Genomic DNA, 24,669 nt, shown 5'->3' on the forward strand with positions numbered 1-24,669 from the left:
CAGATTCGCCGTCAGGCTTACGTATCGTAAGCGTCCGGCCGGTCTGTTCCGTTTTCAAGGTAAGCCAAACATGCTGATCAATTGCGCCGCCTATCAGGACGGCCGGAAGCTGGCAGACATCGACATCGATAGCATCAGCGACTACGTGGCGCGGCCCGAATGTTTTGTCTGGGTGGCGCTGAAGGACCCGGGCCCGGGTGAGCTGGCCGTGATGAAACACGAGTTCGGTCTGCATGAACTCGCGATCGAAGATGCGCAGAACGGCCACCAGCGTCCCAAGATCGAGGAGTACGGCGAGTCGCTGTTCGCCGTGATGCACACGGTCGAGATGGACGAAGAGGGCGAATTGCTGATCGGCGAAGTCGACGTGTTCGTGGGAAGCAACTATGTGCTCTCGGTGCGGCGCGGCACGCGCATCGGCTTTCAGAACGTGCGCGCCCGCTGCGAGCGCGAGCCGCAACTGCTCAAGGAGGGCGCGGCGTTCGTGCTGTATGCGCTTGCCGACGACATCGTCGATCGTTATTTCCCGATCATCGAGGCGATGAACAGCGAGATCGAGGCGCTCGAAGACCGCATTTTCGACCGCAACAATTCGGCGGCGTCGCGCGCGATCATCCAGGATCTGTACTCGCTCAAACGCCGCCTCGTGATTCTGCAGCACCATATCGCGCCATTGCAGGAAGCGATCAGCAAACTGACGGGTGGCCGCATTCCGAGCGTCTGCGAGGGCATGCAGGCGTACTTTCGCGATGTCTACGACCACCTCGAGCGGATCGTCAGGATCATCGACGGGCGGCGCGAAATGGTCGTCACCGCCGTGCAGGTCAATCTCGGCATGATTTCGCTGGCCGAGAGCGAGGTGACCAAACGGCTCGGCTCGTTCGCGGCGCTATTCGCGGTGCCGACCATGATCGCCGGCATCTACGGGATGAACTTTCAGAGCATCCCCGAGTTGCACTACCAGTACGGCTATCCGATCTGTCTCATGGTCATGCTGACCGTCGACCTCGTGCTGTACTGGCGATTCCGCAAGGCCGGCTGGCTTTGAAGAGCGGGCGGGGCGGCGTCCGTGGGCGCCGCCCTTCATCCAGCTCTCACCGGCCGGAATGAGCGACACCGCGCCTGCACCTCGATCCCGCAGTAGATCCACCCGCGGACCGTCCGGCGTTGTCCCCGCTTGCACCGCGCGCAATAAAAGTCCAGCATAGGCGGCCCGTCGGCCTATGATCTTGCAGCCGGCGGCAAATTTGCCACGCACGGACCCAGCGAGGAACCCTTTGCCACACGCCGTCTGCCGGCGCGCTGCAACAGCGCGCCGCTCCGATTCGACCGGGCGCACAGCACCGCTGCGCGTCGCCACGCGCGGATGCACTGCAACACCGCGCACCGTTGACAATCAGAATAGACTGCGCTGAAAATGGGCCTCGCAAACGTTTGCGCACTAATTAAAAATAAGGCTCCGCCGCGAGCCTGACAGACCCTGGAGATATGCATGAGCCAACGCATTCGCCGCCGCATCCTGACGGCCGCCGTCCTCGCCACCGCCACCGCCGCCTTGCCGTTTTCCTCCGCGTACGCGCAGAGCTCGCCCGCTCATAAGCCGAAGGTCGCGCTGGTGATGAAGTCGCTTGCCAACGAGTTCTTCCTGACCATGGAGACGGGCGCGAAAGACTATCAGAAGCACAATCCGTCGCAGTTCGACCTGATCACCAACGGCATCAAGGACGAGACCGATACCGCGAACCAGATCCGCATCGTCGAGCAGATGATCGTCTCGAAGGTCGACGCGATCGTGCTGGCGCCGGCCGATTCGAAGGCGCTGGTGCCGGTCGTCAAGAAGGCGGTGGACGCGGGCATCATCGTCGTGAACATCGACAACCGGCTCGACCCGGACGTGCTCAAGTCGAAAGACCTGAACGTGCCGTTCGTCGGCCCGGATAACCGCAAGGGCGCGCAGAAGGTCGGCGACTACCTGGCCAAGAAGCTGAAGGCGGGCGACGAGGTCGGCATCATCGAAGGCGTGTCGACCACCACCAACGCGCAGCAGCGCACTGCCGGTTTCAAGGACGCGATGCAGAAGGTGGGCGCCAAGGTCGTCTCGGTGCAATCGGGTGAATGGGAAATCGACAAGGGCAACGCGGTGGCGTCGGCCATGCTCAACGAATACCCGAATCTGAAGGCGCTCCTCGCCGGCAACGACAACATGGCGATCGGCGCGGTCTCGGCCGTGCGCGCGGCGGGCAAGCAGGGCAAGGTGCTGGTGGTCGGCTACGACAACATCAACGCGATCAAGCCGATGCTCAAGGACGGCCGCGTGCTTGCCACGGCGGATCAGTACGCCGCCAAGCAGGCCGTGTTCGGTATCGACACGGCGCTGAAGGCCCTCAGCGAACACAAGAAGCAGGCGGATCTGTCGGGCGTGGTGGAAACGCCGTGCGATCTGGTTACGAAGTAAGCATTGCCCGGTCAGTGCCGGGGTAAGTCGGGTACGCGGGTTTGCGCCGGCGCCGGTTCGTGCTCAATGCATGACATACGCTCGCAAACCCGCGTCTATTCAATAAACGCTCAAGAAACCTGCCGCGCCGCCGTTAATTCCAGAGGTAAGCGTCATGACGGTGCCGCGCGACGGGAGGGTGCGTGGCTGTTAGCGCCTGCGCATTCCGCGCATTGGGCCGGCATGACACGGGGCGGGCGGCTGCGGCTTCATTCGAGCGAATCGCATGAGGCCGCGGCCACCGCCCCGGAACCAGGATTGCGATGGATTCAACCGACCACGACGCCGTGCCCGCCGTCCTGTCTGTCAGCGGCATCGGCAAGACCTACGCCGAACCGGTGCTCACCGACATTTCGCTGTCGCTGCGCGCCGGCGAGGTATTGGCGCTGACGGGCGAGAACGGCGCGGGCAAGAGTACGCTGTCCAAAATCATCGGCGGCCTGGTCGACCCGACCACCGGAACGATGCAGCTCGGCGGCACGCCTTATGCGCCGGCGAGCCGCACCGAAGCCGAGGCGCTCGGCGTGCGCATGGTGATGCAGGAGCTGAATCTGCTGCCGACCTTGTCGGTGGCCGAAAACCTGTTCCTGAACCGCTTGCCGCGGGTCGGCGCGTTCAGCTTCGGCTGGATCGACCGGCGCAAGCTGCGCGAGGACGCCCGTCAGGCGATGGCGCAGGTGGGCCTCGACGCGATCGATCCGGACACGCTGGTCGGCGAACTCGGTATCGGTCATCAGCAGATGGTGGAAATCGCGCGCAATCTGATCGACGACTGCCGCGTGCTGATCCTCGACGAGCCGACAGCGATGCTGACCGCGCGCGAAGTCGATCTGCTGTTCGAGCAGATCGACAGGCTGAAGGCGCGCGGCGTGGCGCTCGTCTACATCTCGCACCGGCTCGAGGAGCTCGCGCGGGTGGCCGAGCAGATCGCAGTCCTGCGCGACGGGCGACTGGTGCATGTCGATGCCATGGCCAACCTGACCAGCGACGAAATCGTCACATGGATGGTCGGCCGGGAACTCGGCGAGCGGATCGATCTGGGCGTGCGCAACATCGGCGCGCCGCTGTTGAAAGTGGACCGGCTCACGCGCGGCAAGGTGGTGCGCGAGGTGTCGTTCGAAGTGCGCGCGGGCGAGATTTTCGGCATCAGCGGGCTGATCGGCGCGGGCCGCACGGAGTTGATGCGGCTGATCTACGGCGCCGATCCGAAGGACGGCGGCACCGTGTCGCTAGCGCAAACGCCTGGTGTGCCGCCCACGCCGGTGCAGATCGCTTCGCCCTCGGACGCGGTGCGCGCGGGCATCGCGCTGATCACCGAGGACCGTAAAGGCGAAGGCCTGCTGCTGCCGCAGCCGATCGCGGCCAACGTGTCGCTCGGCAATATCGGCAGCGTGGCGCGGCACGGCATCGTCGATGCGAAGCGGGAGAACGCGCTGGCGCAGACGCAGATTGCGGCGATGCGGATTCGCACTTCCGGGCCGGGGCAGATTGTCGGCGAGCTGTCGGGCGGCAACCAGCAGAAGGTCGTGATCGGCCGCTGGCTGGCGCGCGACTGCCGCGTGCTGTTATTCGACGAACCTACGCGCGGCATCGACGTCGGCGCGAAGTTCGATATTTATGGCCTGATGGGTGCGCTGGCCCGTGAAGGACGCGCGCTCGTCGTGGTGTCGAGCGACCTGCGCGAGCTCATGCTGATCTGCGACCGGATCGGCGTGATGTCCGCGGGCAGCATGACGGGTGTGTTCGAGCGCGATAACTGGTCGCAGGATGCGTTGCTGGCCGCGGCGTTCGCCGGCTACCGCAGCCGCGACGCGTTGCTGCACGCCGCCCCCGACACCAGCGAAGCAGGGAGTCTGTCATGAACGATCAACCGTTGCGGGAAGCATCGGGCGACAAGCCGGGCACGGGCACCGTCACGCCGCCGGCCGATCCGTCGGCGCCGCTCGCGAGCGGCAAACCGGCCGGCACACGCCTTGGCTTTTCGAATTACCTCGGGCTCGCCGGCGCGTTGCTGGCGATGATCGTGCTGTTCTCGCTGCTGAGTTCGCACTTTCTGACCTACGACACGTTCAGCACGATCGCCAACCAGATTCCCGATCTGGTGGTGATGTCGGTGGGGATGACCTTCGTGCTGATCATCGCCGGGATCGATCTGTCGGTGGGATCGGTGCTGGCGCTGGGCGCGTCGGTGGTGAGCGTGGCCGCGCTGAAGTGGGGCTGGGGGCCGTTGCCGTCGGCGCTGCTCGGCGTCGCCGCGGCGGCGCTGACCGGCACCATCACCGGCGCGGTGACGGTGGGCTGGCGGATTCCGTCGTTCATCGTCTCGCTCGGCGTGCTCGAAGCGGCGCGCGGCATGGCGTATCAGATGACGAATTCGCGTACCGCCTATATCGGCGACGCGTTCGACTTCCTGTCGAACCCGATCGCGCTCGGCATCTCACCGGCGTTCCTGATCGCGGTGGCGGTGATGGTGATCGCGCAACTGGTGCTCACGCGCACGGTGTTCGGCCGCTATCTGGTCGGCATCGGCACCAACGAGGAAGCGGTGCGGCTCGCGGGCGTCAATCCGCGGCCGTACAAGGTCATCGTGTTCGCGCTGATGGGCGCGCTTTCCGGGCTGGCCGCGCTGTTCCAGATTTCGCGTCTGGAAGCGGCCGATCCGAACGCGGGCCAGGGCGTGGAACTGCAGGTGATCGCGGCCGTGGTGATCGGCGGCACCAGCCTGATGGGCGGGCGCGGTTCGGTAATCAGCACCTTTTTCGGCGTGTTGATCATCTCGGTGCTGGCGGCCGGGCTCGCGCAGATCGGCGCGAACGAGCCGACCAAGCGCATGATCACCGGCGCGGTGATCGTGGTGGCGGTGGTGCTGGATACGTATCGCAGCCGCCGCAAGCGCGCCTGACCGGTGGCCGGCACCGCAAGCCGGGAGAATAACGCAACGAAGGCAGTCGCAGCGTCATGAGCGGTAAAGCGTAAGAATTCATGGGTTTGGTGTGTCTTCGATGAAGACGTCCGGTGGGTCGCCAGATGGCGCGGCCGGCGGGTAAAACAGGCGGGAGAGCAACAGGTTATGGCGACGATCAAGGATGTAGCGGCTGCGGCAGGCGTGTCGTTCACGACGGTATCGCACGTGGTGAACAACTCGCGGCCGGTGTCGGCGGACGTGCGCGCGAAGGTCGAACACGCGATCCGTCAGCTCCACTATGTTCCGTCGGCGGTGGCCCGCTCGCTGAAGGCACGGGCGACGGCGACGATCGGGCTGGTCGTGCCCAACACCACGAACCCGTATTTCGCGGAGCTGGCGCGCGGCATCGAGGACGGTTGCTCGCGTAACGGCTACTGCGTGTTCTTCTGCAATTCCGACGACGATCCCGCCAAGCAGCGTAACTATCTGCGCGTGCTGCAGGAAAAGCGCATCGACGGCCTGATCGTCGCTTCCGCCGGCGACGACGCCGTGCTCGCGCAGACGCTCGCCGACTCGCACGAGCCGTTGGTCATCCTGGATCGCAACATCGAAGGGCTCAACGCGGATCTGGTGCAGATCGACCACGAGAAGGGCGCGTATCTCGCGACCCGGCATCTGCTCGAACTGGGGCACGTACGGATCGGCTGCATCACCGGGCCGGTTCAGACGGCGGTCAGCGCGATGCGCGTGCACGGCTTTATCCGCGCGATGACAGAGCGCGGCATCGAGATTCCGCCCGATGCGATCGTGGAAAGCGATTTTTCAGGCACCGGCGGCCACCGCGCGGCCGCGCAGCTGTTCGACACGGTCAAGCCATCGGCGATTTTTGCCGGCAACGACATGATGGGTATCGGCGCGTTGCGCGCCGCCGCGGAACGCAATATCAGCGTGCCGCGCGACTGCTCGATCATCGGTTTCGACGATATCGAGCTGGGGCGTTTCACCTATCCCGCGCTCTCGACCGTCGGGCAATCGGTGCGCGCGCTCGGCGATATGGCCGCGCAGACGCTGATCGAACGGATTGCCGGCACCTCGTCGGGCACGCCGCGCGCGCCGGGCCGCCGGCGCGTGGTGTCGCCGCGGCTGATCGTGCGCGAGTCCACCGCGACCTGGGCCGGCGCGGCCAAGCGCGATCTGGCGGCGTGATTGGACGCCTTGCGCGGATTTCATGCGCGCATTTGCGGTTAGCGGCGCGGGCCGTTCGCGCCGGGCGATTCGCTTTCCGCAACACGTAGCCTTCGATTTTCGTCCGCGGCGGACTGAACGGTTCGGATGATCCGCTGAGGTGCTCTCAAGCGAGGCGCGCGAATCGCGCGCGTGTCCTCGCGCTTAATAACGCCTCGGCGGCAGCGCTTGCCCTCGTCGTAGCAAAAACGCAGGCCGATCGGATTCAACCTTGTGGCGCGCTAGCTGTGCTCGCGTATTAAGAACCCGCGGCGCGACGCTGTCAGCACACAGTCGCGGCCGTCGTAACGGCTTGCCATCCCTCGCTTCCATCCCTCAACCACCGGCGCGCCCGTTCCGCATCACCGGCCCGCAAACCCACAGCCTGTCAGTACCTTGTAATTCCTTCTGGTTGCTTACAGCGCCTTTCCTCATACCATATAAATCCTTCAAGTACGCAGTCACCATGCCGTAAACAGGACTATTAGAGCGCGGCATAAAAAAGCGCCATTACGCAGATGCCACACGCCAAACCGCGCTGCGTGCGCAGCCTCTTATTTTGTTAAGCACAGGAACAAGCATGTTGAACAAAGGCATTACGATCAAGGCGCGGATAGGCCTCACGATGGCTTTTCTCGCCGCGCTGCTCGTCGCCATCGGCGTCTTCGGTTTGTTCGGCATGGGCCGTTCGAACGATGCCTATAAGGACACCTTCACCAACGCCATGCCGAGCGCGGTCAATATCGGCAACGCCGAGCTGTATGCGGCGCGCGAACGGCTGGCGCTCGACCGCGCGGCGTTCATGATCGGCACGCCGGAAGCGGCGCCGACGCTCGAGCGCGCGCGCACCATGCGCGCCACCTCCGACACGTGGTGGAAGAAGTACACGGACCTGCCGCGCGACCCGGATGAAGACCGCCTCGCGCAGGATGTCGTCGCCAAACGGGACGCGCTGCATCAGCAGATGGACACCTTTGCGGCGATCGTCGCCGCGAACGAGCAGCCCAAGCTGGTCGACGGCGCCAAGCGTCTGCAAGTGGCCTACAACGACCTCTCCAATTCCGATGATGCCCTGCGCAAATTCCAGTTCGTGTCGGCGAAAGACGGCTACGACGCCGCACAAGGCAGCTTCGAAGTGTTCCGCATGGTCAGCGTGGGCGCCTTGCTGATCGGCGTGCTGGCCGCGGCGATCTCGTACCTGACGCTCAGCCGCGCCATCGCCCGGCCGCTCGATGCCGCCCTCGGTCATTTCGACGCGATTGCAGCAGGCGATCTGCGCCGCCCGGTCGTCGTGACCTCGCGCGACGAAATGGGGCAGTTGCTCGAAGGCATCGCCAAAATGCAGCGCAGTCTCACCGAAACGGTGCGTACCGTGCGCAGCGGCAGTGAATCGATCGCGACGGCCACGCGCCAGATCGCGGCCGGCAATATCGACCTGTCCTCGCGTACCGAAGAACAGGCTTCCGCGCTGCAGGAAACCGCGTCGAGCATGGAAGAGCTGACCGGCACGGTCAAGCAGAACGCCGACAACGCCCGCCAGGCGAGCTCGCTTGCGGCCAATGCGTCGGAGATCGCCAACAAGGGCAGCGCGGTGGTCGGCCAGGTGGTCGGCACGATGGGCGACATCAATCAAAGCTCGGCCAAGATCGCCGACATTATTTCGATCATCGAAGGGATTGCGTTCCAGACCAACATTCTGGCCTTGAATGCGGCTGTGGAAGCGGCGCGGGCCGGCGAGGAAGGGCGCGGCTTCGCGGTCGTGGCCGGTGAAGTGCGCAGCCTCGCGCAGCGCTCGTCGGCGGCGGCGAAGGAAATCAAGGAACTGATCGACACGTCGGTGGAGCGCGTGCAGTCGGGCTCGGCGCTGGTCGACGAAGCCGGCCGCACCATGACCGAGATCATCGGCGCGGTGCAGCGCGTGACCGACATCATGGGCGAAATCGCCGCGGCGTCGGAAGAGCAGAGCAGCGGCATCGATCAGGTAGCGCGCGCCGTCACGCAGATGGACGAAGTCACACAGCAAAACGCCGCATTGGTCGAAGAAGCCGCGGCGGCAGCGTCGTCGCTCGAAGACCAGGCCGGCAAACTGCGTACCGCGGTGGCCGTGTTCCAACTCGAAGAAGGCGGTTACAAAGCGCCCGTGAGTGCGCCGCCGAAGCGCGCGGCAACACCGCTGCGTTCGGTGGTCGCCCGCAAGGTCTCGCCCGCTCGTGCCGCGCAACCCGCACCGCAAGCCGCAGCCGCGACGAAGGTGCCGGCCGCGACGGCACAGCCCGCTGCCGCACCGGCACGCGCGCCTGCTAAAGCGATAACGACCGCTGGCAGCGATCAGGATTGGGAAACGTTCTAAGCGGAAGTCAGTCGCAACATTCATTCCCGGCGCTGCAGTCAATCCCATTAGATGGGTAGATGCCGCGAGAGGATGAACGCCCCAGCTTCAAAAAGACCGCGATTGCGCACGCATTCGCGGTCTTTTTTTATGGTGTGCGCATTAAGTAACGTTTGCGACGGCAGTCGGTCCCCTGGCGAGCGCCATGATCCGGTACATTGACGGACGCACCGAAGCAACTCCCCCTGGGGGACGCTACCCGGCGTGGTGCGGCGATCGCCGACGCGGCCCGTTAGCCCACGAGCGTGGTTCCGTCTCCTTCGACCGCCGCAACGCATGGCCCAAAGCATGGCCACCACCCACTAGCACGCCACGACCAACCGCTCAATGCGCCAGCCACAAAGGACCGACATGACGCCATACGACCTCGCGAACCGCCTCGTCGAAGCACGCCGGCAGCATCGCCCGATCGATGCGCCCGCACCCGACAGCCTGCCACCCGATGCGGCAACCGCGTACGCAATCCAGCAGGCGGTCATCGCAGGTCTCGGCGACTCGACCGGCGCCTGGAAGATCGGTGCCAAAGCGCCGGGTGGCGCCGCCGCGGGCGCGCCGATTCCGGCCTTGCTGGTGCTGCGCTCGCCGGCGCGCGTCGCGCATGACGGTTTCTTCCGGGTGCTGGTCGAGCTGGAAATCGCCTTCCGCTTCGCCGAGCCGATCGAACCGCGCAGCCAGGCCTATGCGCGCGACGAGGTGCTCTCGAAGGTAGGCGTCGTCTTGCCGGCCATCGAGATCGTCGATAGCCGCTTCGCCGAGTGGCCGAATGTCGCGCCGCTCGCGCAACTGGCCGATGCGCAGAACAACGGCGCGTTGATCACGGGCCATCCGGTCGCTTATGCGGGTCTCGCGCGCGGCTTCGATTTCGTTTCACCCGAACTGGAACTGAGCTTCGACGGCGATTCGCTGCTGCCGGAAGCCACCGGCAATCCGGCCGGCGACCCGCGCGAACTGCTGGTGTGGTTCGTCAACCATTGCGCCGCCATGGGCATCACCATCGAGCCCGAGTGGACTATCACCACAGGTTCGTACGTCGGCGCACACAGGCTGGACAAAGCGGGCATCGTGCGCGGCCACATCGACGGCCTTGGGGAAGTGGAGATTGAACTGACCTGAGAGGCCGCGCTTGTAACAGCGCCGCTTGTAACAACGCATTACGAAGCTTCATTCAAACGGCTGCCTGCGGGTAGCCGTTTTACATTCTTCGCATCTGTGCCGGCGGCTTTGCCGTATACACCTATGAAGCGACGCATGGTCTTGTCGTCATTCAGTTATACATGCGGCTAACCATGCTATCGACGCGGTTAATGCCCCGCGCGCTTCGCACGACGATTCATGACGCGCCATGTCAATGACGCGGAACAAAACCGTTCGTGGCTTGACGAACCGCATGAAGCTGCACGGACTTTGCTTATGCGTGAAACGGCGCGTGAATCACGCATGAACATGTAACAGGCATGTGTCGGTGTAGACCGAACGCTTGTGTCGCGCGTTGAGGAAAAAGGTAGCCGGACACACAAAGCGTGCAGACGTCCGCGCTTTCAGCAACAAAGTGTGCGTGTGCAGACATGCCGTCCGGTACAGCAGTGGGATCGTTCGATGAACGTAACGGCTGACGCAAGAGAGTATTGCAGGACAGTGAGAGAGGAGCACTGAGCAGCACTGCAGTAGAGTGCTGATGAGGCGTCAAGGCAGCAGCGCAAAGGCAGGGACGTATGGCCGCAATCGCTGCGATATGAGTGCAAGATTGTAGGTGGTCGAAACTTTGTTTCCAAGTGAGGAATGTCGGGAGGCGAACACGGCGCGATTTTCGCAACGTAGTTCGTGAAAAAAAATTTAAAAGGGTTTAGGATGAATTCGAGCGATGTCGTTTCCGAATAGCGCGCCGCGCACGACATCGGTCTAGACTTCGGCGAGGAGGTAGCATGGATATCTACAGCAGTTTCGCGACCCGCTTCGAGAAAACGCGAGAAGATGAGCTCTCGCTCGAGGAGTATCTCGCGCTCTGCAAAGACAATCCCGCCGCGTACGCCACGGCTGGCGAACGCATGTTGACGGCGATCGGGGAGCCGGAACAGATCGACACTCGTAACGATCCGCGCATGTCGCGCATCTTCGCGAACAAGGTCATCAAGGTATACCCCGCATTCCGTGAGTTCTACGGAATGGAAGAGGTGATCGAGCAGGTGGTCGCCTACTTCCGGCACTCGGCCCAGGGGCTCGAAGAAAAGAAGCAGATTCTGTATCTGTTGGGCCCGGTCGGCGGCGGTAAATCGTCGATTGCGGAACGTCTGAAGCAGCTTATGGAACGTGTGCCGTTCTACTCGATCAAGGGCTCGCCCGTGAACGAGTCGCCCCTCGGTCTGTTCGATTACGAGGAAGACGGCCCGATTCTCGAAGAACAATACGGCATTCCACGCCGCTACCTGAAAAGCATTCTGAGCCCGTGGGCGGTCAAGCGCCTGCACGAATTCAACGGCGACATCCGCAAGTTCCGCGTGGTGCGCCGCTACCCGTCGATCCTTCGCCAGATCGGTATAGCCAAAACCGAGCCGGGCGACGAAAACAATCAGGACATTTCGTCGCTGGTCGGTAAGGTCGACATCCGCAAACTCGAACAGTACGCACAGGACGACGCGGACGCATACAGCTACTCCGGTGGCTTGTGTCTCGCCAATCAGGGCCTGCTCGAGTTCGTTGAAATGTTCAAGGCGCCGATCAAGGTGCTGCACCCGCTGCTGACGGCTACCCAGGAAGGCAACTTCAAGGGCACGGAAGGCTTCGGTGCGATCCCGTTCGACGGCGTGATTCTGGCTCACTCGAACGAGTCCGAATGGAAGGCGTTCCGTAACAACCGCAACAACGAAGCACTGCTCGACCGGATCTTCGTGGTGAAGGTGCCGTACTGCCTGCGCTACGGTGAAGAGGTCAAGATCTACGAGAAGCTGCTGCGTAATTCGTCGCTGGCGAATGCGGTATGCGCGCCGGGCACGCTGAAGATGATGGCGCAGATGTCGGTGCTCACGCGTCTGCAGGAGCCGGAGAATTCGAGTCTGTTCTCGAAGATGCAGGTGTACGACGGCGAGAATCTCAAGGACACCGATCCGAAGGCCAAGTCGTATCAGGAGTACCGCGATTTCGCGGGCGTGGATGAAGGGATGACCGGCGTGTCGACCCGCTTCGCGTTCAAGATCATGTCGCGCGTATTCAACTTCGACTCGACCGAGGTCGCGGCCAATCCGGTGCACCTGATGTACGTGCTCGAACAGCAGATCGAACGCGAGCAGTTCCCACCGGAAACCGAGCAGAAGTATCTGTCGTTCATCAAGGACGTGCTCGCCTCGCGCTATGCGGAGTTCATCGGCAAGGAGATTCAGACCGCGTATCTGGAGTCGTATTCCGAGTACGGTCAGAACATCTTCGATCGCTATGTGACGTATGCGGACTTCTGGATTCAGGATCAGGAATTCCGCGACCACGACACCGGCGAGAGTTTCGACCGCGCGGCGCTGAACGCCGAACTGGAGAAGATCGAAAAACCCGCGGGCATCAGCAACCCGAAGGACTTCCGCAACGAGATCGTGAACTTCGTGCTGCGTGCGCGTGCTGCCAACGGCGGGAAGAATCCGGCATGGGTCAGCTACGAGAAGCTGCGCGTCGTGATCGAAAAGAAGATGTTCTCGAACACGGAAGAGCTGTTGCCGGTGATTTCGTTCAACGCCAAGGGCTCGGCGGAGGAACAACGCAAGCACGAAGACTTCGTCAATCGCATGGTGACGAAGGGCTATACGCCGAAGCAGGTGCGCTTGCTGTGTGACTGGTATCTGCGCGTGCGCAAGTCGTCATGATGCGCATTGCGTGCCGCCCGCGCGGTCCGACCACGCGGGCACCCTGCGAGGCGCAAGCTGCATGGACATAGCGTGGCACGGAGCAGCGTGCGTCTCGCGCACCGGAAATTAGCGCAGCTGCATGGGGATTGGAGTAAGAGCTTTGCATGAGACCGGAGTAAGCGTTAAAGCGCCAACACCGATCGACAGCTAAAGCACCAACTCTGGTCGACATGTGGTGCATGGGATGGGCGAAAGCGCTAACGCCCATCGACACGGGAGACCGGGCGTGCTTCATCAAATCATCGACCGCAGGTTAGCAGGCAAGAACAAGAGCATTGCGAATCGCGAACGTTTTTTGCGTCGCGTTAAGAACTATATTCGTCGCGCCGTTTCGGAAGCCGTGCGCGATCGCAGCATCAAGGACATTCAGAACACCCAGAGCATCACCATCCCGCGCAAGGACATTGCGGAACCGTCGTTTCGGCATGGCCCCGGCGGCAAGCGGGAAATGGTGCATCCGGGCAATTCCGACTACATCCGTGGCGACAAGATCCAGCGCCCGCAAGGCGGCGGTGGTGGTGGCGGGGGCAATCAGGCCAGCAATGAAGGCGAGGGTCAGGACGACTTCGTGTTCGAGCTGAGCCGCGAAGAATTCATGCAGTATTTCTTCGACGACCTCGAACTGCCGCGTCTCGTCAAAACCCATCTGATGGCCGTGCCCACGTGGAAAAGCATCCGCGCGGGCTGGGCGGCCGAAGGCACGCCGAACAACATCGACGTGGTCCGTTCGCTGCGCAGCGCGCTCGGCCGCCGCATCGCGCTCGGTGCGCCGCTCGTCAACCAGTTGCACGAGATGGAACGGCAACTGGAAACGATGAAGGCCGATCCCGACGATCGTCGCGAAGACATCAAACTGCTCGAAGAAGAAATCCACCATTTGCGCGGGCGCATCTGGCGGATTCCGTTTATCGATCCGTTCGATCTGCGCTATGTGAATCGCGTGAAGCAGCCCACGCCTTCCAGCCAGGCGGTGATGTTCTGTCTGATGGATGTGTCCGGTTCCATGGACGAGCAGCGCAAGGATCTCGCCAAGCGCTTCTTCATCCTGCTGTATCTGTTCCTCAAGCGTAACTACGAGAAGATCGAAGTGGTGTTCATCCGCCACCACACGCGCGCCGAGGAGGTCGATGAAGATACGTTCTTCCATTCGACCGAAAGCGGCGGCACGGTCGTGTCGAGCGCGCTGGAGCTGATGCAGAAGGTGATGGACGAGCGTTATTCGCCGACTGAATGGAATATTTACGGCGCTCAGGCGTCGGACGGCGACAACTGGACCGACGACTCGCCGAAGTGCCGCAAGATACTCTCGGATGACATCCTGGAGAAGGTGCGCTATTTTGCGTATATTCAGGTGACGCCGGAAGAGCAGAATCTGTGGCTCGAATATGCGCAGTTGGCCTTGAGTCAGCCGCACATGGCGATGAAGAAGGTCGAAACCGCGGCCGACATCTATCCGGTGTTTCGCGAGCTGTTTGAAAAGCAGGCGGCTAATTCATGACGAACAAGCACCTGCACAACGAAGCGCGCGGCTATCAGCCGGAGCGCGGGAAAGGCGTGCCGCAGCAGCAACAGTCGGGGCATGCCGAGGCGAAGGCGGACGATACCGGAACCGCCGCAGCCGGAGCAGTCGACACCGCTGCAGCACGGGGACACACCGGAACGCCCACTGCGGGGCAAAGGGAAGTCCGTATGAACGTAGCCGATAGACGGCCTCTGCCGTGCCCGTCCGACTGGACCTTCGAATTGATCGAAGAGTACGACTCGCATATTGCCCGTGTTGCAGAGCAATATGAACTCGACGTGTATCCGATCCAGCTCGAACTCATCAGCGCCGAACAGATGATGGATGCTTACGCGTCCGTCGGCATGCCGGTGAACTACCGTCACTGGTCGTTCGGCAAACACTTTCTCTCCACCGAAAAAAGCTACCGTCGCGGGCAGATGGGGCTGGCGTACGAGATCGTCATCAATTCGAACCCTTGCATCGCGTATCTGATGGAAGAGAACACGATGACGATGCAGGCGCTCGTCATCGCCCACGCGGCCTATGGGCACAACTCGTTTTTCAAGGGCAACTATCTGTTCCGGCTGTGGACGGATGCGCACGCGATCATCGACTACCTCGTCTACGCGAAGAATTACATCGCGGAGTGCGAGGAGCGCTTCGGGCTCGACCGGGTCGAGGAGCTGCTCGATTCGTGCCACGCGTTGATGAATTACGGCGTGGACCGTTACAAGCGGCCGCAGAAGCTGTCGCTGGAAAAGGAGTTTGCGGCACGCCGCGAACGCGAGGCCTATCTGCAGTCGCAGGTCAATGAACTGTGGCGCACCTTGCCGACCCGGCATACGCCGTTGCCGGAGGAGATCGAGGAGCGCTATCCGCCGGAGCCGCAGGAAAACCTGCTGTATTTCGCGGAGAAGAACGCGCCGCTGCTGGAGCCGTGGGAGCGGGAAGTGATCCGCATCGTGCGCAAGGTTGGCCAGTATTTTTATCCGCAACGGCAGACCCAGGTGATGAACGAGGGCTGGGCGACGTTCTGGCACTACACCTTGCTCAACACCATGTACAACCAGGGCAAGCTGGAAGACGGCTTCATGATGGAGTTTCTCCATTCGCACAGCAACGTGGTCTACCAGCCGCCGGTCACGAAGCCGTACTACAGCGGCATCAATCCGTACGCGCTCGGTTTTTCGATGATGAGCGATATTCGCCGCATCTGCGAGGCGCCGACGGAAGAAGACCGCAAGTGGTTCCCGGAGCTGGCGGGCAGTCCGTGGCTGCCGGCCATGCACTACGCGATGCGCAATTTCAAGGACGAGAGTTTCGTTGCGCAGTATCTGTCGCCGCATCTGATCCGCGAAATGCGCCTCTTCTCCGTGCTCGACGACGACATGCGCGATGCGCTCGAAGTCTCGGCGATTCATGACGACAGCGGCTATCAGTACGTGCGTCAGGCGTTGTCGCGGCAGTACGACATGCATCACCGCGAGCCGAACATCCAGGTGTGGTCGGTGAACACGCGCGGCGACCGGAGTTTGACGCTGCGGCACTTCATGAGCGACAACCGGCATCTGTCGGGCGATAGCGAAGAAGTGCTCAAGCACATGGCGCGGCTTTGGCAGTTCGACGTGTATCTGGAAAGCGTCGATGAGAACGGGACGGTCCGCAAGCGTTACGAGTGCCGCTATGTGCCGCCGGCGGTGAGGGTGTGACCGGCGGGTTGCGGCGTAATGCAACGCGGTCGATGCGATAAAAAGCCAGCTTTCGAGCTGGCTTTTTTCTTGGCCGCTCAGTCGCAATCAGCACAAGACATTAGCGCTGCTGCGCCGCAACATCGCCACGCCCCCCTGCCTGGCGCCCCCTAACAAACCCCCATCTTTTGCTTGCGATTCTGTAAAATCCGCGCACGCGCGCGAAGCGGGCTCCTGCGGCAGCTCGACGCACGCGTGATAAAGGCGGCGCCACGACCGTTACCTCCGTTCTAAGACAAGGAAAGAGAACAGCATGACCGACCTAACCGACCAAACCGTGGCCTCCGCACACGACACCCGGCGCCGCATCTTCGCGATCGTTGGCGCTTCATCGGGCAATCTCGTCGAGTGGTTCGACTTTTACGTGTATTCGTTCTGCGCGCTGTACTTCGCGCCGGCGTTCTTCCCGAACGGCAACACCACCACGCAGCTGCTCAATACGGCGGGCGTGTTCGCCGCCGGCTTCCTGATGCGTCCGATCGGCGGCTGGTTCTTCGGCCGCCTCGCCGACAAGCGCGGCCGCCGCACCGCCATGATGGTGTCGGTGTTCATGATGTGCGGCGGTTCCCTCGTGATCGCCGTGCTGCCCACGTACGCACAGATCGGCGCGCTGGCGCCGGCGCTGCTGCTGGTCGCGCGGCTGTTCCAGGGCTTGTCGGTGGGCGGCGAGTACGGCACCAGCGCGACCTATATGAGTGAGGTCGCGCTCAAGGGCCGGCGCGGTTTCTTCGCGTCGTTCCAGTACGTCACGCTGATCGGCGGCCAGTTGTGCGCGCTGCTGGTGCTGGTGGTGCTGCAACAGACGCTCTCGACCGAAGAGTTGAAGGCATGGGGCTGGCGCGTGCCGTTCGTGATCGGCGCACTGGCGGCATTGGTCGCGCTGTATCTGCGTAAATCGCTCGACGAAACCACCACCGCCGAAACGCGCCAGCGCAAGGAAGCGGGCACGCTGCGCGGCCTGTGGCTGCACAAGGGCGCGTTCATGACGGTGCTCGGTTTCACGGCCGGCGGCTCGCTGATTTTCTACACGTTCACCACCTACATGCAGAAGTACCTGGTCAACACGGCCGGCATGCATGCGAAGACGGCCAGCAACGTGATGACCGCCGCGCTGTTCGTCTACATGGTGATGCAGCCGGCGTTCGGCGCGCTGTCGGACCGCATCGGCCGGCGTCGTTCGATGCTGTTTTTCGGCTTCTTCGCGACCATCGGCACCGTGCCGCTGCTGCACGCGCTGAAAGACGTGACGAGCCCGTATGCGGCGTTCGGTCTGGTCGTGGTGGCGCTGGCGATCGTCAGTTTCTATACGTCGATCAGTGGTCTGATCAAGGCGGAAATGTTCCCGCCGGAAGTGCGTGCACTCGGCGTGGGGCTGTCGTACGCGGTGGCGAATGCGATCTTCGGTGGTTCGGCGGAGTATGTCGCGCTATGGCTGAAGTCGGTCGGCAACGAATCCACCTTCTACTGGTATGTGACGGCGATGTGCGCGATCGCCGGTGTCGTGTCGCTGCGAATGCGTGATCCGTCGAAAGAGGGGTATCTGCGTCACGAGCCTTGAGTCTTTGAGGCTCGTTCGAAAAACGCGCTTAGGCGCTGCGTGAAAACGGCGGTCCGGGGCAATCCCGGCCGCCGTTTTTTATGGGCCTCGGCGAATGCAAGCCGGCTGCTCACGCCACGACGATCTCCGTGCCCAACGCATGCAGCAGATCGCGCAGCGTCTCGGCCTGCGCCATTTTCGCGTCGCTGCGTAAATGAATCTGCAGCGCTCGCCCCGCGATTCCGTCGACGGGTTGCGCGAGCCATAACTCCACCGCGAGGCCCAATCCTTCAGGCTGATTGACGACGACCGGTTCGATCACACGCGGCTTGAAACAGGCACTGTCGGACATGGCGAGCCACCTCGGGGCTGGTGAAGGTTCGCCTTTATCGTAATCAGCGCACCACGCCGGACCAAGCAACAAATACGCGTTTGCTTAGCAGAGGATGCTTAGCAGAAAACACGCTTATTGCACGGGGGCTTGGCGGCGTTCAGCGCCGGCGTTGCCGCGTCAGACCGATTCCGAATGATCGCTTACCAGTTCCGAGACGAGTTCCTTCACTGCGGCGTCCGGATCCGCGGCAACAACAGGCGCGGCCGCCACCGCTGCGACCGCGGCCGTCGCGACAGCTTGCTGACGCGCGCTCAGCGCTCCTCGGCCAAGCATCAGAAGATGGTAGTAAAGCCGCGCGCTCAAGCCATAGTTGTACGCGAACAGATGGGCAAAGGCGACCTTGAAGCCGGCCAGCGCCTGACGATTCTTCGAGTGAACCGACACTACAATCGGCGCGAGACGGCGCAACGCCAGCTTGCGCGACGGCTCCAGCTGCGCCGGCAGCTTCAACGCCTTGACGAACGCATACGCGCTGACCGTTGCCGCGACCGCCGTGCCGCGCGTGCTATGCGAGATCGAGCTTGCCGTCTTTCGATACACTGAGACATAGTCGTGCAGATAGAACACCTTGCGCGCGGCGAGACAGAGTTCGGTGCCGAACACGAAGTCGCAGCACACGCCGTATTCTTCCTTGTAGCCGATCCGTTTCACGAGTGCGGCGTTGGCCATCCAGCCGTTGTTCGGAAACATCTGGATCAGACCGGTTCTGCCCGGCAGAGACTGTAGGCCTTCGGCATCTTTCGTACGCCGAAACGCGGCGTTCAGGTTCGCGCTCGCCTCGAAGTCGATGGCGCCGCCGTGATCGGCTTCGTACTGGTCGCCGAATGCCACATCGAGTTGCGGGTGAAGCGTCCATAGCGACACGAGCTTTTCGACGCCGTCCGTGGTGAGCAGGTCGTCGTCGTGGATCAGCAGGATTTTGTCGCCGCTCGCGCGCTCGAACAGGTTCGCGACGTTGCGCGCCTGGCCGAGCGGCGGCCGGTTCCTTGCGTAGCGCACGCGCGGCTCCCGCGCGTAGCGCGTGGCGATCAACTGCTCGGTGCGTGCGTCCTTCGAGTCGTCGCCGATCACGATCTCCAGATCATCGTAGCTCTGCGCGAGGCACGAATCGATGCACGTCGCGATCAGCTCAGGACGGTCGCAGGTCGGCAGGCAGATGGAGACCTTGGGACGGTGGGGGAGAGTCGAGGAGATGGACATGAGCGTCGCCTTTGTTATCTGTTGAGGGGCGGCAGCCGGTCCGCTTGGCGCACACATCGCTGCAAGCAGAAAAATAGTCCATCACGGAGAAAAAATAATCGGTAAAAATTAGGAAGAAATGTTTGGCTTATGAAAGACGTTAGAAGGGAAAAATTTATGCGGCTTCGCTGTGGAAATGCAGCAAAGCCGCTCCCGGACTGCCTGGACTGACGTTCTATATTTCAACCGACCGGCGGCTCGCCCTCGCCGGATTTTTTGCCCGGACGGTCTGCCGGGGACTGATCGCGTCCTTCATCGGCGCGTTCGGGCAGCTTGCTCTTCTCGTTGTCGCTATGCGTGGCCGGTTGCGGATGTTCGATATCGGCCGGTTGGTCCTTGGCCTGTTCTTTGGTATCGCTCATGATCCTCTCCTGGTGGGATGACATGAGCATTGCAGCAAGCCGCAGACCCGGGCGCGTGATTCGTGTCCTGATCGGGTCTCTCGCACTGGATTGACTGACCCGAACTCGAAAACCACGCCATGACCGGACAACGGCGATCCCGCTCCGCACACTTACAAACAACCCCTTGACCCGTTCCCCCATTCAGCGCACCGTGGAAGGAGAACCCTATATATCCCGGGAGTACGATATGTCCCTCAACTTCCCGAATCCCAGCCGCAGCTATGACGCCTCTCACCACTGCGTCAATTTCTGGGGCTACGACAATGCGCGTGAAATCGCTTTTACCGTCAACCGTTCAGTGATTTCGAACCTGAGCCCGAGCGTGGGCTCCGACGAACCGGCTGTGCTCGCCGCGTTCGACCGGCATCGCGAGCAGATCCTTACGCTCGCTCGCGGCCTGTACCTCGGCGGCCCGCAAAACCGTTACACGATTTCCTGACGCAGCGCAGCGCCTTTCGCCGGCGCGGACGTCGCCGACCGCCGAACGCGGCCTCAGGCCGCCGGTTCGCGTGGCGCGGCGCCCGTTAGCGACACGATAAAATCGTAAAACGCCCGGACCTTCGCCGGCGGATGATGCCGCGAAGGATAGAGCGCATACAGCGGATAAACCTCGTCGCCCCAGTCGGGAAATAGCTCGACGAGTTTTCCGCCCGCCACCAACGACTCGGCGCCGAGCGAGAGAATCTGCGCGACGCCCTGGCCCGCCGTGCAGACGCTATGCAAGGTGCCCACGTCGTTCACGGTCAAACGGCCGTGCGGCGTGATCACCATCTTCTTGCGGCCGCGATGAAATTCCCAACTGAACGGGTAGCCCGTGAGCGGATCGCGAAACTTGATGCAGACATGCTTGCCGCTTTCGAGTTCGGCCGGATTCACCGGGTGCCCATGCTTCTTCAGATACGACGGCGCGGCCACGGTGAGAATTCGCGTGTCCAGCAGTTTGCGAGCGATCAGCGTCGACACCGGCGGATCGCCGAAACGGATCGCGAGATCGAAACCGTCGGCGACAAGATCGCCCATCTGGTCGCGGGTGATCAGTTCGAGCTGCAGATCGGGATGCTTGTCGATAAAGCCGCCCAGCCGCGGCCCGAGCACGAGACGCGAAAAGAACGGATCCATGTTCACGCGCAAACGTCCACGTACGGCGGTCGCGCCCTCTGCGGCGGAAGCCGCGGCTTCTTCGAGTCCACCGAGCAGCGGCACGATCTGTTCGTAGAAGCGGCGGCCTTCGTCGGTCAGCGTGACCGAGCGCGTGGTGCGGTCAAAGAGCCGGATGCCGAGACGCGCCTCGAGCCGCGCGACCGAACGGCTCACCCCGGATTGCGACATGTCGAGCGCAACGCCTGCCGCCGCAAAACTGCCGCAATCGACAATCGCCGTCAAGACGCCCATGCCGTTCAGCACGCGCTCGTCAAATGGCATGTGATAGTCCTTTGTTATTCATTAATGCGTGACATGCTAACGCGAAAGTCCGTTTGAATTCACCTGCCGACGCGGGGAAGCGCCGTCAGGTAAGGCGGACGAATGATGTCATGTCATGAGTGGAATGACAGCCAGGCTATCGCGTCAATCGCGCGGCGGACGTTAATCTGTTGACGGTCGCCCGAAACACCAAGGCATGCGATTCTTGTTATGCATCGGGCATATTTGGACTGAACAACGGAGAACGCCCCATGTCGCGTATTTTTATTACCGGTTCCGCCGATGGTCTCGGTCAGATGGCCGCGCGTCTGCTCGTCGAGGCCGGCCATCAGGTGGTGTTGCATGCGCGCAGCGCCGCGCGCGCCGACGAAGCGTTGCAAGCCGTACCGCAAGCGGAAGCCGCGCTGGCCGGCGATCTGTCGAGCATCGCGGCCACGGTCGCGCTCGCGGAGCAGGTCAACCGGCTAGGCCGTTTCGACGCGGTGATCCACAACGCTGCGGTCGGTTATCAGGAGCCGCGCCGGATCGCCACCATCGACGGCTTGCCGCACGTGTTCGCGGTCAATACGCTCGCACCGTACGTTCTGACCGCCCTGATCGAGAAGCCGAAGCGGCTCGTCTATCTGAGCTCGGGCCTGCATCGCAGCGGTGACGCAAGCCTCGACGATCTGGCCTGGGAGCAGCGCCCCTGGCGGGGTACGGCGGCGTACTCCGACTCGAAACTGCACGACGCGTTGCTGGCGTTCGCGATCGCGCGGCGCTGGCCGCAGGTGTTATCGAACGCGCTGGAGCCGGGTTGGGTGGCGACGAAAATGGGTGGGCCGGGCGCACCTGACGATCTACGGGCCGCCCCGAAAACCCAGGTGTGGCTTGCCGTCAGCGACGAACCGGCGGCCACCGTCAGCGGCGCGTACTTCTATCACATGAAGCCGTGCGAGACGCATCCGGCGGTGCACGACGTTGCCGTTCAGGAGCGTTTGATCGAGGCGTGCGCGGGGTTTTCCGGTATCCGCTTGCCGGACTGACGTGGCGTGAGGCGCCGGTCAGCGGCCCGCGCCCTGCGTCGCTTGCCCGCGCACTGGGCGCGAGGCAGGCGCTTCGTCGAGGTGACGAAACACCCAAGCCGACACCAGCGTGATCACGCCGACGCACACGAACGCGAGACGAAAGCCGAGCGCGGCCGATCCAACTTGCGCGGAGAAGAGATTCACCAGCCCGCCGCCGATCGACACGCCCAGCCCGATGGCCAGCATCTGCACCATCGAAAAGAGGCTGTTGCCGCTGCCGGCATCTTCATGCGAGAGGCCTTTGAGCGTGACGCTGTTCATCGCCGCGAACTGCATGGAGTTGGCCGCGCCGAACACGGCGAGAATCGCGATCTCGACCACGAGCGGCGTGCCGCGCGTAATCAGTGCGAACGCAACGATCGACGAACCGACGATGATCGTATTGACCAGCAGGAACGTGTCGTAGCCATAGCGGCGCACGAGCGGCGCGATCCAGCGTTTGGCGACGGTGCCGGCCAAGGCCGCGGGCAGCATCATCAGACCGGAGTGCAGCGGCGAGTAGCCTAGTTGCAATTGCAGCAGCAAAGGCACGAGAAACGGCACGGCGCTCGAACCGATGCGGCACACCAGATTGCCGATCAGGCCGACGCTGAAATTCGGCTCGCGAAAAAGCGTCAGCTTGAAGAGCGGATTGACGCGGCGTCTTGCATGCGGAATGTAGGCGAGCGCGCTCACGGCGGCGAGCGCGAACAGCGCCACCGACCATGCCGCCCGATGCGTGGGCATCGGCGAGTCGACGGCGAGCGAGAACGCGATCATGCACAACGAGAGCAACCCGCAGCCGACGAAGTCGAACGGCGGCGCCTTTGCTTCGCCATGCGACGGCAAGAAGCGCTGCACCGCATACAGCCCCACCGCGCCAATAGGCACGTTGATCAGGAAAATCCAGTGCCACGTGATCGCCTGAACGAACCAGCCGCCGAGCGTCGGCCCGGCGATCGGCCCCAACTGTCCGGCGACCGAAATGAACGCCAGCGCCGCCACGTACTGGTCGCCCGTAACGCTGCGCAGGACGGCGAGCCGTCCGATCGGCAGCAACATCGAGCCGCCGACGCCTTGCAGGACGCGCGCCATCACCAGTTGGCCGAGCGTATGCGCGCTCGCACAGCAGATCGACCCGAGCACGAACACGAGGATCGCCGCGAAGTAAACGCGCCGCGTGCCGAAGCGGTCGGCGAGCCAGCCGGAAGCGGGCGTGAGCATCGCCATGGTCAGGGTGTAGGCGACCACGATCGGCTGCATGGCGAGCGGCGCGACGTGCAGGCTGTTCGCAATCGACGGTAGCGCGGTGTTGACGATCGTCGTGTCGAGCGACTGCATGAAAAAGCCGGCGGCGACGATCCAGAGCAGAGCGGTCTGGGAAGAATCCTTGGTCATCTTTTAACAGAGCAGCGGGGCGGCGGCATGGGCGGCCGCCCCGGCTCCGAGCATTCAGCGGGGGCAATTCCGTCATCATATTGACATCCTCGTCAATCGGGAACCCCACTAGGGACGCTGACTGTTATCGACTTTGCCGATGAGCAGCGCGACAATGCCCCATGCTCAATCCCATCTGGCTCAAGACCTTTTCGACCGTCGCGGCCTGCCACAGCTTCACCGAGGCGGGGCGGCGGCTCGACCTGACGCAATCGAGCGTCAGCGAACACATCCGGCGGCTCGAAGAGAGCGTGGGGCGGCGCCTCTTCGTGCGCGACACCCATTCGCTCGCGATGACGCCGGACGGCGAAGCCATGCTCGCGCACGCCAGTGTGATTCTGCAGGCGCTCGCGCGGGCCGAGTCGCAATTTCGCGCGCCGCGTCTGAAAGGCCGCGTGCGGCTCGGTTCCTCGGACGATGTCGCGCTCGGCCCATTACCCACCGTGCTGGCCGCGTTTCGCGACGCGCATCCGGACGTCGAACTGGAAAATCACCATCGGCATGACGGGCAAGCTGTATGAGTTGCTCGAAGCCGGCGCGATCGATCTGCTGGTCGGCAAGCGGCGCCTCGGCGACCGGCGCGGCGTGCCGCTCTTCACCGGGCGGCTGGAGTGGCTGGCGCGCGCCGGCACGCTGGTCGATCTGAGCCAGCCGTTGCCGCTGATTCTCGTCGCCGAACCGAGCGTGACGCGGGCCGTGGTGCTCGACGCGCTCGCCGAGGCGGGCTTCAGGTGGCAGTTGGTGTGCACGAGCAGCAGTCACGCCGGTTGCATCGCGGCCGCGCGCGGCGGCCTCGGCATTACGGTTCGTCCGCAATATCTGGCCGCGCGGGGTCTCGCGGCGCCCCTGAACATGGCGAGTCTGCCGACGCTGCCGTCAGTGGAATTCATCGCTCTGGCGGCGAAGCGGCTCAGCCGGCCGGCGGGCACGCTGCTGCAATTGCTGCACGACAGTGACCTGCGTGGGTCGTGGATCGGGGAATAGCGGCCAGGCGTGCGGTGTCGGGATCGACGCCACGAATTGACGTGCCGGCGACGGC

General features: G+C 63.0%; 20 protein-coding genes. 15 read left to right on the forward strand and 5 right to left on the reverse strand.

Annotated elements, in window-relative coordinates; genetic code table 11:
• Positions 1-70 precede the first annotated feature (70 nt).
• The 11 genes from corA to PQR42_RS36000 all read left to right on the forward strand — a co-directional run bounded on the left by corA (position 71) and on the right by PQR42_RS36000 (position 17,709).
• Positions 71-1,048: a magnesium/cobalt transporter CorA gene (corA, locus tag PQR42_RS35950; protein ID WP_408221075.1), complete on the forward strand. Its 978-nt coding sequence runs from the start codon at positions 71-73 to the stop codon at positions 1,046-1,048.
• A gap of 444 nt (positions 1,049-1,492) precedes the next feature.
• Complete coding sequence (locus PQR42_RS35955; RefSeq protein WP_408384202.1) at positions 1,493-2,455, forward strand: sugar ABC transporter substrate-binding protein; 963 nt, start codon at positions 1,493-1,495, stop codon at positions 2,453-2,455.
• 302 nt (positions 2,456-2,757) lie between these two features.
• Positions 2,758-4,356 carry a sugar ABC transporter ATP-binding protein gene (locus PQR42_RS35960; RefSeq protein ID WP_408384200.1) on the forward strand — a complete coding sequence of 533 codons (1,599 nt, stop codon included), beginning with the start codon at positions 2,758-2,760 and terminating at the stop codon, positions 4,354-4,356.
• Entirely contained in the window at positions 4,353-5,396 is a 1,044-nt protein-coding gene (locus tag PQR42_RS35965) for an ABC transporter permease (protein ID WP_408221081.1), read from the forward strand. The genes PQR42_RS35960 and PQR42_RS35965 overlap by 4 nt, the downstream gene beginning before the upstream one ends.
• A gap of 168 nt (positions 5,397-5,564) precedes the next feature.
• Complete coding sequence (locus PQR42_RS35970) at positions 5,565-6,605, forward strand: LacI family DNA-binding transcriptional regulator (protein ID WP_408221083.1); 1,041 nt, start codon at positions 5,565-5,567, stop codon at positions 6,603-6,605.
• 598 nt (positions 6,606-7,203) lie between these two features.
• Positions 7,204-8,973 carry a methyl-accepting chemotaxis protein gene (locus tag PQR42_RS35975; RefSeq protein ID WP_408384198.1) on the forward strand — a complete coding sequence of 590 codons (1,770 nt, stop codon included), beginning with the start codon at positions 7,204-7,206 and terminating at the stop codon, positions 8,971-8,973.
• A gap of 390 nt (positions 8,974-9,363) precedes the next feature.
• Positions 9,364-10,125 carry a hydratase gene (locus PQR42_RS35980; RefSeq protein WP_408384196.1) on the forward strand — a complete coding sequence of 254 codons (762 nt, stop codon included), beginning with the start codon at positions 9,364-9,366 and terminating at the stop codon, positions 10,123-10,125.
• Between the two features lie 809 nt (positions 10,126-10,934).
• Entirely contained in the window at positions 10,935-12,857 is a 1,923-nt protein-coding gene (locus tag PQR42_RS35985) for a PrkA family serine protein kinase (protein WP_132374241.1), read from the forward strand.
• A 268-nt stretch (positions 12,858-13,125) separates the two neighbouring features.
• Positions 13,126-14,397, forward strand: a complete 1,272-nt coding sequence (locus PQR42_RS35990; RefSeq protein WP_408221090.1) for a YeaH/YhbH family protein — start codon at positions 13,126-13,128, stop codon at positions 14,395-14,397.
• Complete coding sequence (locus tag PQR42_RS35995) at positions 14,394-16,112, forward strand: SpoVR family protein (protein WP_408221092.1); 1,719 nt, start codon at positions 14,394-14,396, stop codon at positions 16,110-16,112. Before PQR42_RS35990 ends, PQR42_RS35995 begins: the two co-directional genes overlap by 4 nt.
• A 292-nt stretch (positions 16,113-16,404) precedes the next feature.
• Positions 16,405-17,709: an MFS family transporter gene (locus tag PQR42_RS36000; protein ID WP_408384193.1), complete on the forward strand. Its 1,305-nt coding sequence runs from the start codon at positions 16,405-16,407 to the stop codon at positions 17,707-17,709.
• Positions 17,710-17,818: 109 nt separating this feature from the next.
• Here the strand turns inward: PQR42_RS36000 and PQR42_RS36005 are convergent, their stop codons facing one another.
• From PQR42_RS36005 to PQR42_RS36015, 3 genes are all read right to left on the reverse strand, one after another.
• Positions 17,819-18,040, reverse strand: a complete 222-nt coding sequence (locus tag PQR42_RS36005; protein ID WP_012433250.1) for a hypothetical protein — start codon at positions 18,038-18,040, stop codon at positions 17,819-17,821.
• 159 nt (positions 18,041-18,199) lie between these two features.
• Positions 18,200-19,282 (reverse strand): glycosyltransferase family 2 protein, encoded by a 1,083-nt coding sequence (locus PQR42_RS36010; protein ID WP_408384190.1) that lies wholly within the window; start codon positions 19,280-19,282, stop codon positions 18,200-18,202.
• Between the two features lie 221 nt (positions 19,283-19,503).
• Positions 19,504-19,683: a hypothetical protein gene (locus tag PQR42_RS36015; protein ID WP_408221004.1), complete on the reverse strand. Its 180-nt coding sequence runs from the start codon at positions 19,681-19,683 to the stop codon at positions 19,504-19,506.
• A 229-nt stretch (positions 19,684-19,912) separates the two neighbouring features.
• On the opposite strand from PQR42_RS36015, the gene PQR42_RS36020 reads away from it, so the two are divergent.
• Positions 19,913-20,164: a DUF1488 family protein gene (locus PQR42_RS36020; RefSeq protein WP_132374246.1), complete on the forward strand. Its 252-nt coding sequence runs from the start codon at positions 19,913-19,915 to the stop codon at positions 20,162-20,164.
• 53 nt (positions 20,165-20,217) lie between these two features.
• On the opposite strand, the gene PQR42_RS36025 is transcribed toward PQR42_RS36020, so the two are convergent.
• Complete coding sequence (locus PQR42_RS36025; RefSeq protein WP_408384188.1) at positions 20,218-21,147, reverse strand: LysR family transcriptional regulator; 930 nt, start codon at positions 21,145-21,147, stop codon at positions 20,218-20,220.
• Positions 21,148-21,398: 251 nt separating this feature from the next.
• Here PQR42_RS36025 and PQR42_RS36030 point away from each other — a divergent pair, with 251 nt between their 5' ends.
• Complete coding sequence (locus PQR42_RS36030) at positions 21,399-22,172, forward strand: SDR family NAD(P)-dependent oxidoreductase (protein ID WP_408384186.1); 774 nt, start codon at positions 21,399-21,401, stop codon at positions 22,170-22,172.
• Positions 22,173-22,190: 18 nt separating this feature from the next.
• Here the strand turns inward: PQR42_RS36030 and PQR42_RS36035 are convergent, their stop codons facing one another.
• The gene (locus tag PQR42_RS36035) at positions 22,191-23,591 is read right to left on the reverse strand and encodes a DHA2 family efflux MFS transporter permease subunit (protein ID WP_408384184.1); all 1,401 of its coding nucleotides are present in this window, start codon (positions 23,589-23,591) and stop codon (positions 22,191-22,193) included.
• A gap of 161 nt (positions 23,592-23,752) precedes the next feature.
• Between PQR42_RS36035 and PQR42_RS36040 the strand changes: the two genes are divergently transcribed.
• Positions 23,753-24,151: a LysR family transcriptional regulator gene (locus tag PQR42_RS36040; RefSeq protein WP_408495071.1), complete on the forward strand. Its 399-nt coding sequence runs from the start codon at positions 23,753-23,755 to the stop codon at positions 24,149-24,151.
• A complete protein-coding gene (locus PQR42_RS36045; protein WP_408495073.1) occupies positions 24,048-24,614 on the forward strand; it encodes a LysR substrate-binding domain-containing protein in 567 nt (188 codons plus the stop codon). The genes PQR42_RS36040 and PQR42_RS36045 overlap by 104 nt, the downstream gene beginning before the upstream one ends.
• Positions 24,615-24,669 lie beyond the last annotated feature (55 nt).

Source organism: Paraburkholderia sediminicola (assembly GCF_046027355.1).
In the GTDB taxonomy this organism is placed as follows: Bacteria; Pseudomonadota; Gammaproteobacteria; order Burkholderiales; family Burkholderiaceae; genus Paraburkholderia; species Paraburkholderia sediminicola_B.

Coding starts and splice junctions, on each gene's coding strand:
- PQR42_RS36025 (WP_408384188.1), bottom strand. CDS start 21,147: ATGCCATTTGACGAGCGCGTGCTGAACGGCATGGGCGTCTTGACGGCG.
- PQR42_RS36030 (WP_408384186.1), top strand. CDS start 21,399: ATGTCGCGTATTTTTATTACCGGTTCCGCCGATGGTCTCGGTCAGATG.
- PQR42_RS35970 (WP_408221083.1), top strand. CDS start 5,565: ATGGCGACGATCAAGGATGTAGCGGCTGCGGCAGGCGTGTCGTTCACG.
- PQR42_RS35965 (WP_408221081.1), top strand. CDS start 4,353: ATGAACGATCAACCGTTGCGGGAAGCATCGGGCGACAAGCCGGGCACG.
- PQR42_RS36035 (WP_408384184.1), bottom strand. CDS start 23,591: ATGACCAAGGATTCTTCCCAGACCGCTCTGCTCTGGATCGTCGCCGCC.
- PQR42_RS35955 (WP_408384202.1), top strand. CDS start 1,493: ATGAGCCAACGCATTCGCCGCCGCATCCTGACGGCCGCCGTCCTCGCC.
- PQR42_RS36015 (WP_408221004.1), bottom strand. CDS start 19,683: ATGAGCGATACCAAAGAACAGGCCAAGGACCAACCGGCCGATATCGAA.
- PQR42_RS36010 (WP_408384190.1), bottom strand. CDS start 19,282: ATGTCCATCTCCTCGACTCTCCCCCACCGTCCCAAGGTCTCCATCTGC.
- PQR42_RS35975 (WP_408384198.1), top strand. CDS start 7,204: ATGTTGAACAAAGGCATTACGATCAAGGCGCGGATAGGCCTCACGATG.
- PQR42_RS35985 (WP_132374241.1), top strand. CDS start 10,935: ATGGATATCTACAGCAGTTTCGCGACCCGCTTCGAGAAAACGCGAGAA.
- corA (WP_408221075.1), top strand. CDS start 71: ATGCTGATCAATTGCGCCGCCTATCAGGACGGCCGGAAGCTGGCAGAC.
- PQR42_RS36020 (WP_132374246.1), top strand. CDS start 19,913: ATGTCCCTCAACTTCCCGAATCCCAGCCGCAGCTATGACGCCTCTCAC.
- PQR42_RS36005 (WP_012433250.1), bottom strand. CDS start 18,040: ATGTCCGACAGTGCCTGTTTCAAGCCGCGTGTGATCGAACCGGTCGTC.
- PQR42_RS36000 (WP_408384193.1), top strand. CDS start 16,405: ATGACCGACCTAACCGACCAAACCGTGGCCTCCGCACACGACACCCGG.
- PQR42_RS35980 (WP_408384196.1), top strand. CDS start 9,364: ATGACGCCATACGACCTCGCGAACCGCCTCGTCGAAGCACGCCGGCAG.
- PQR42_RS35960 (WP_408384200.1), top strand. CDS start 2,758: ATGGATTCAACCGACCACGACGCCGTGCCCGCCGTCCTGTCTGTCAGC.
- PQR42_RS36045 (WP_408495073.1), top strand. CDS start 24,048: ATGTCGCGCTCGGCCCATTACCCACCGTGCTGGCCGCGTTTCGCGACG.
- PQR42_RS36040 (WP_408495071.1), top strand. CDS start 23,753: ATGCTCAATCCCATCTGGCTCAAGACCTTTTCGACCGTCGCGGCCTGC.
- PQR42_RS35995 (WP_408221092.1), top strand. CDS start 14,394: ATGACGAACAAGCACCTGCACAACGAAGCGCGCGGCTATCAGCCGGAG.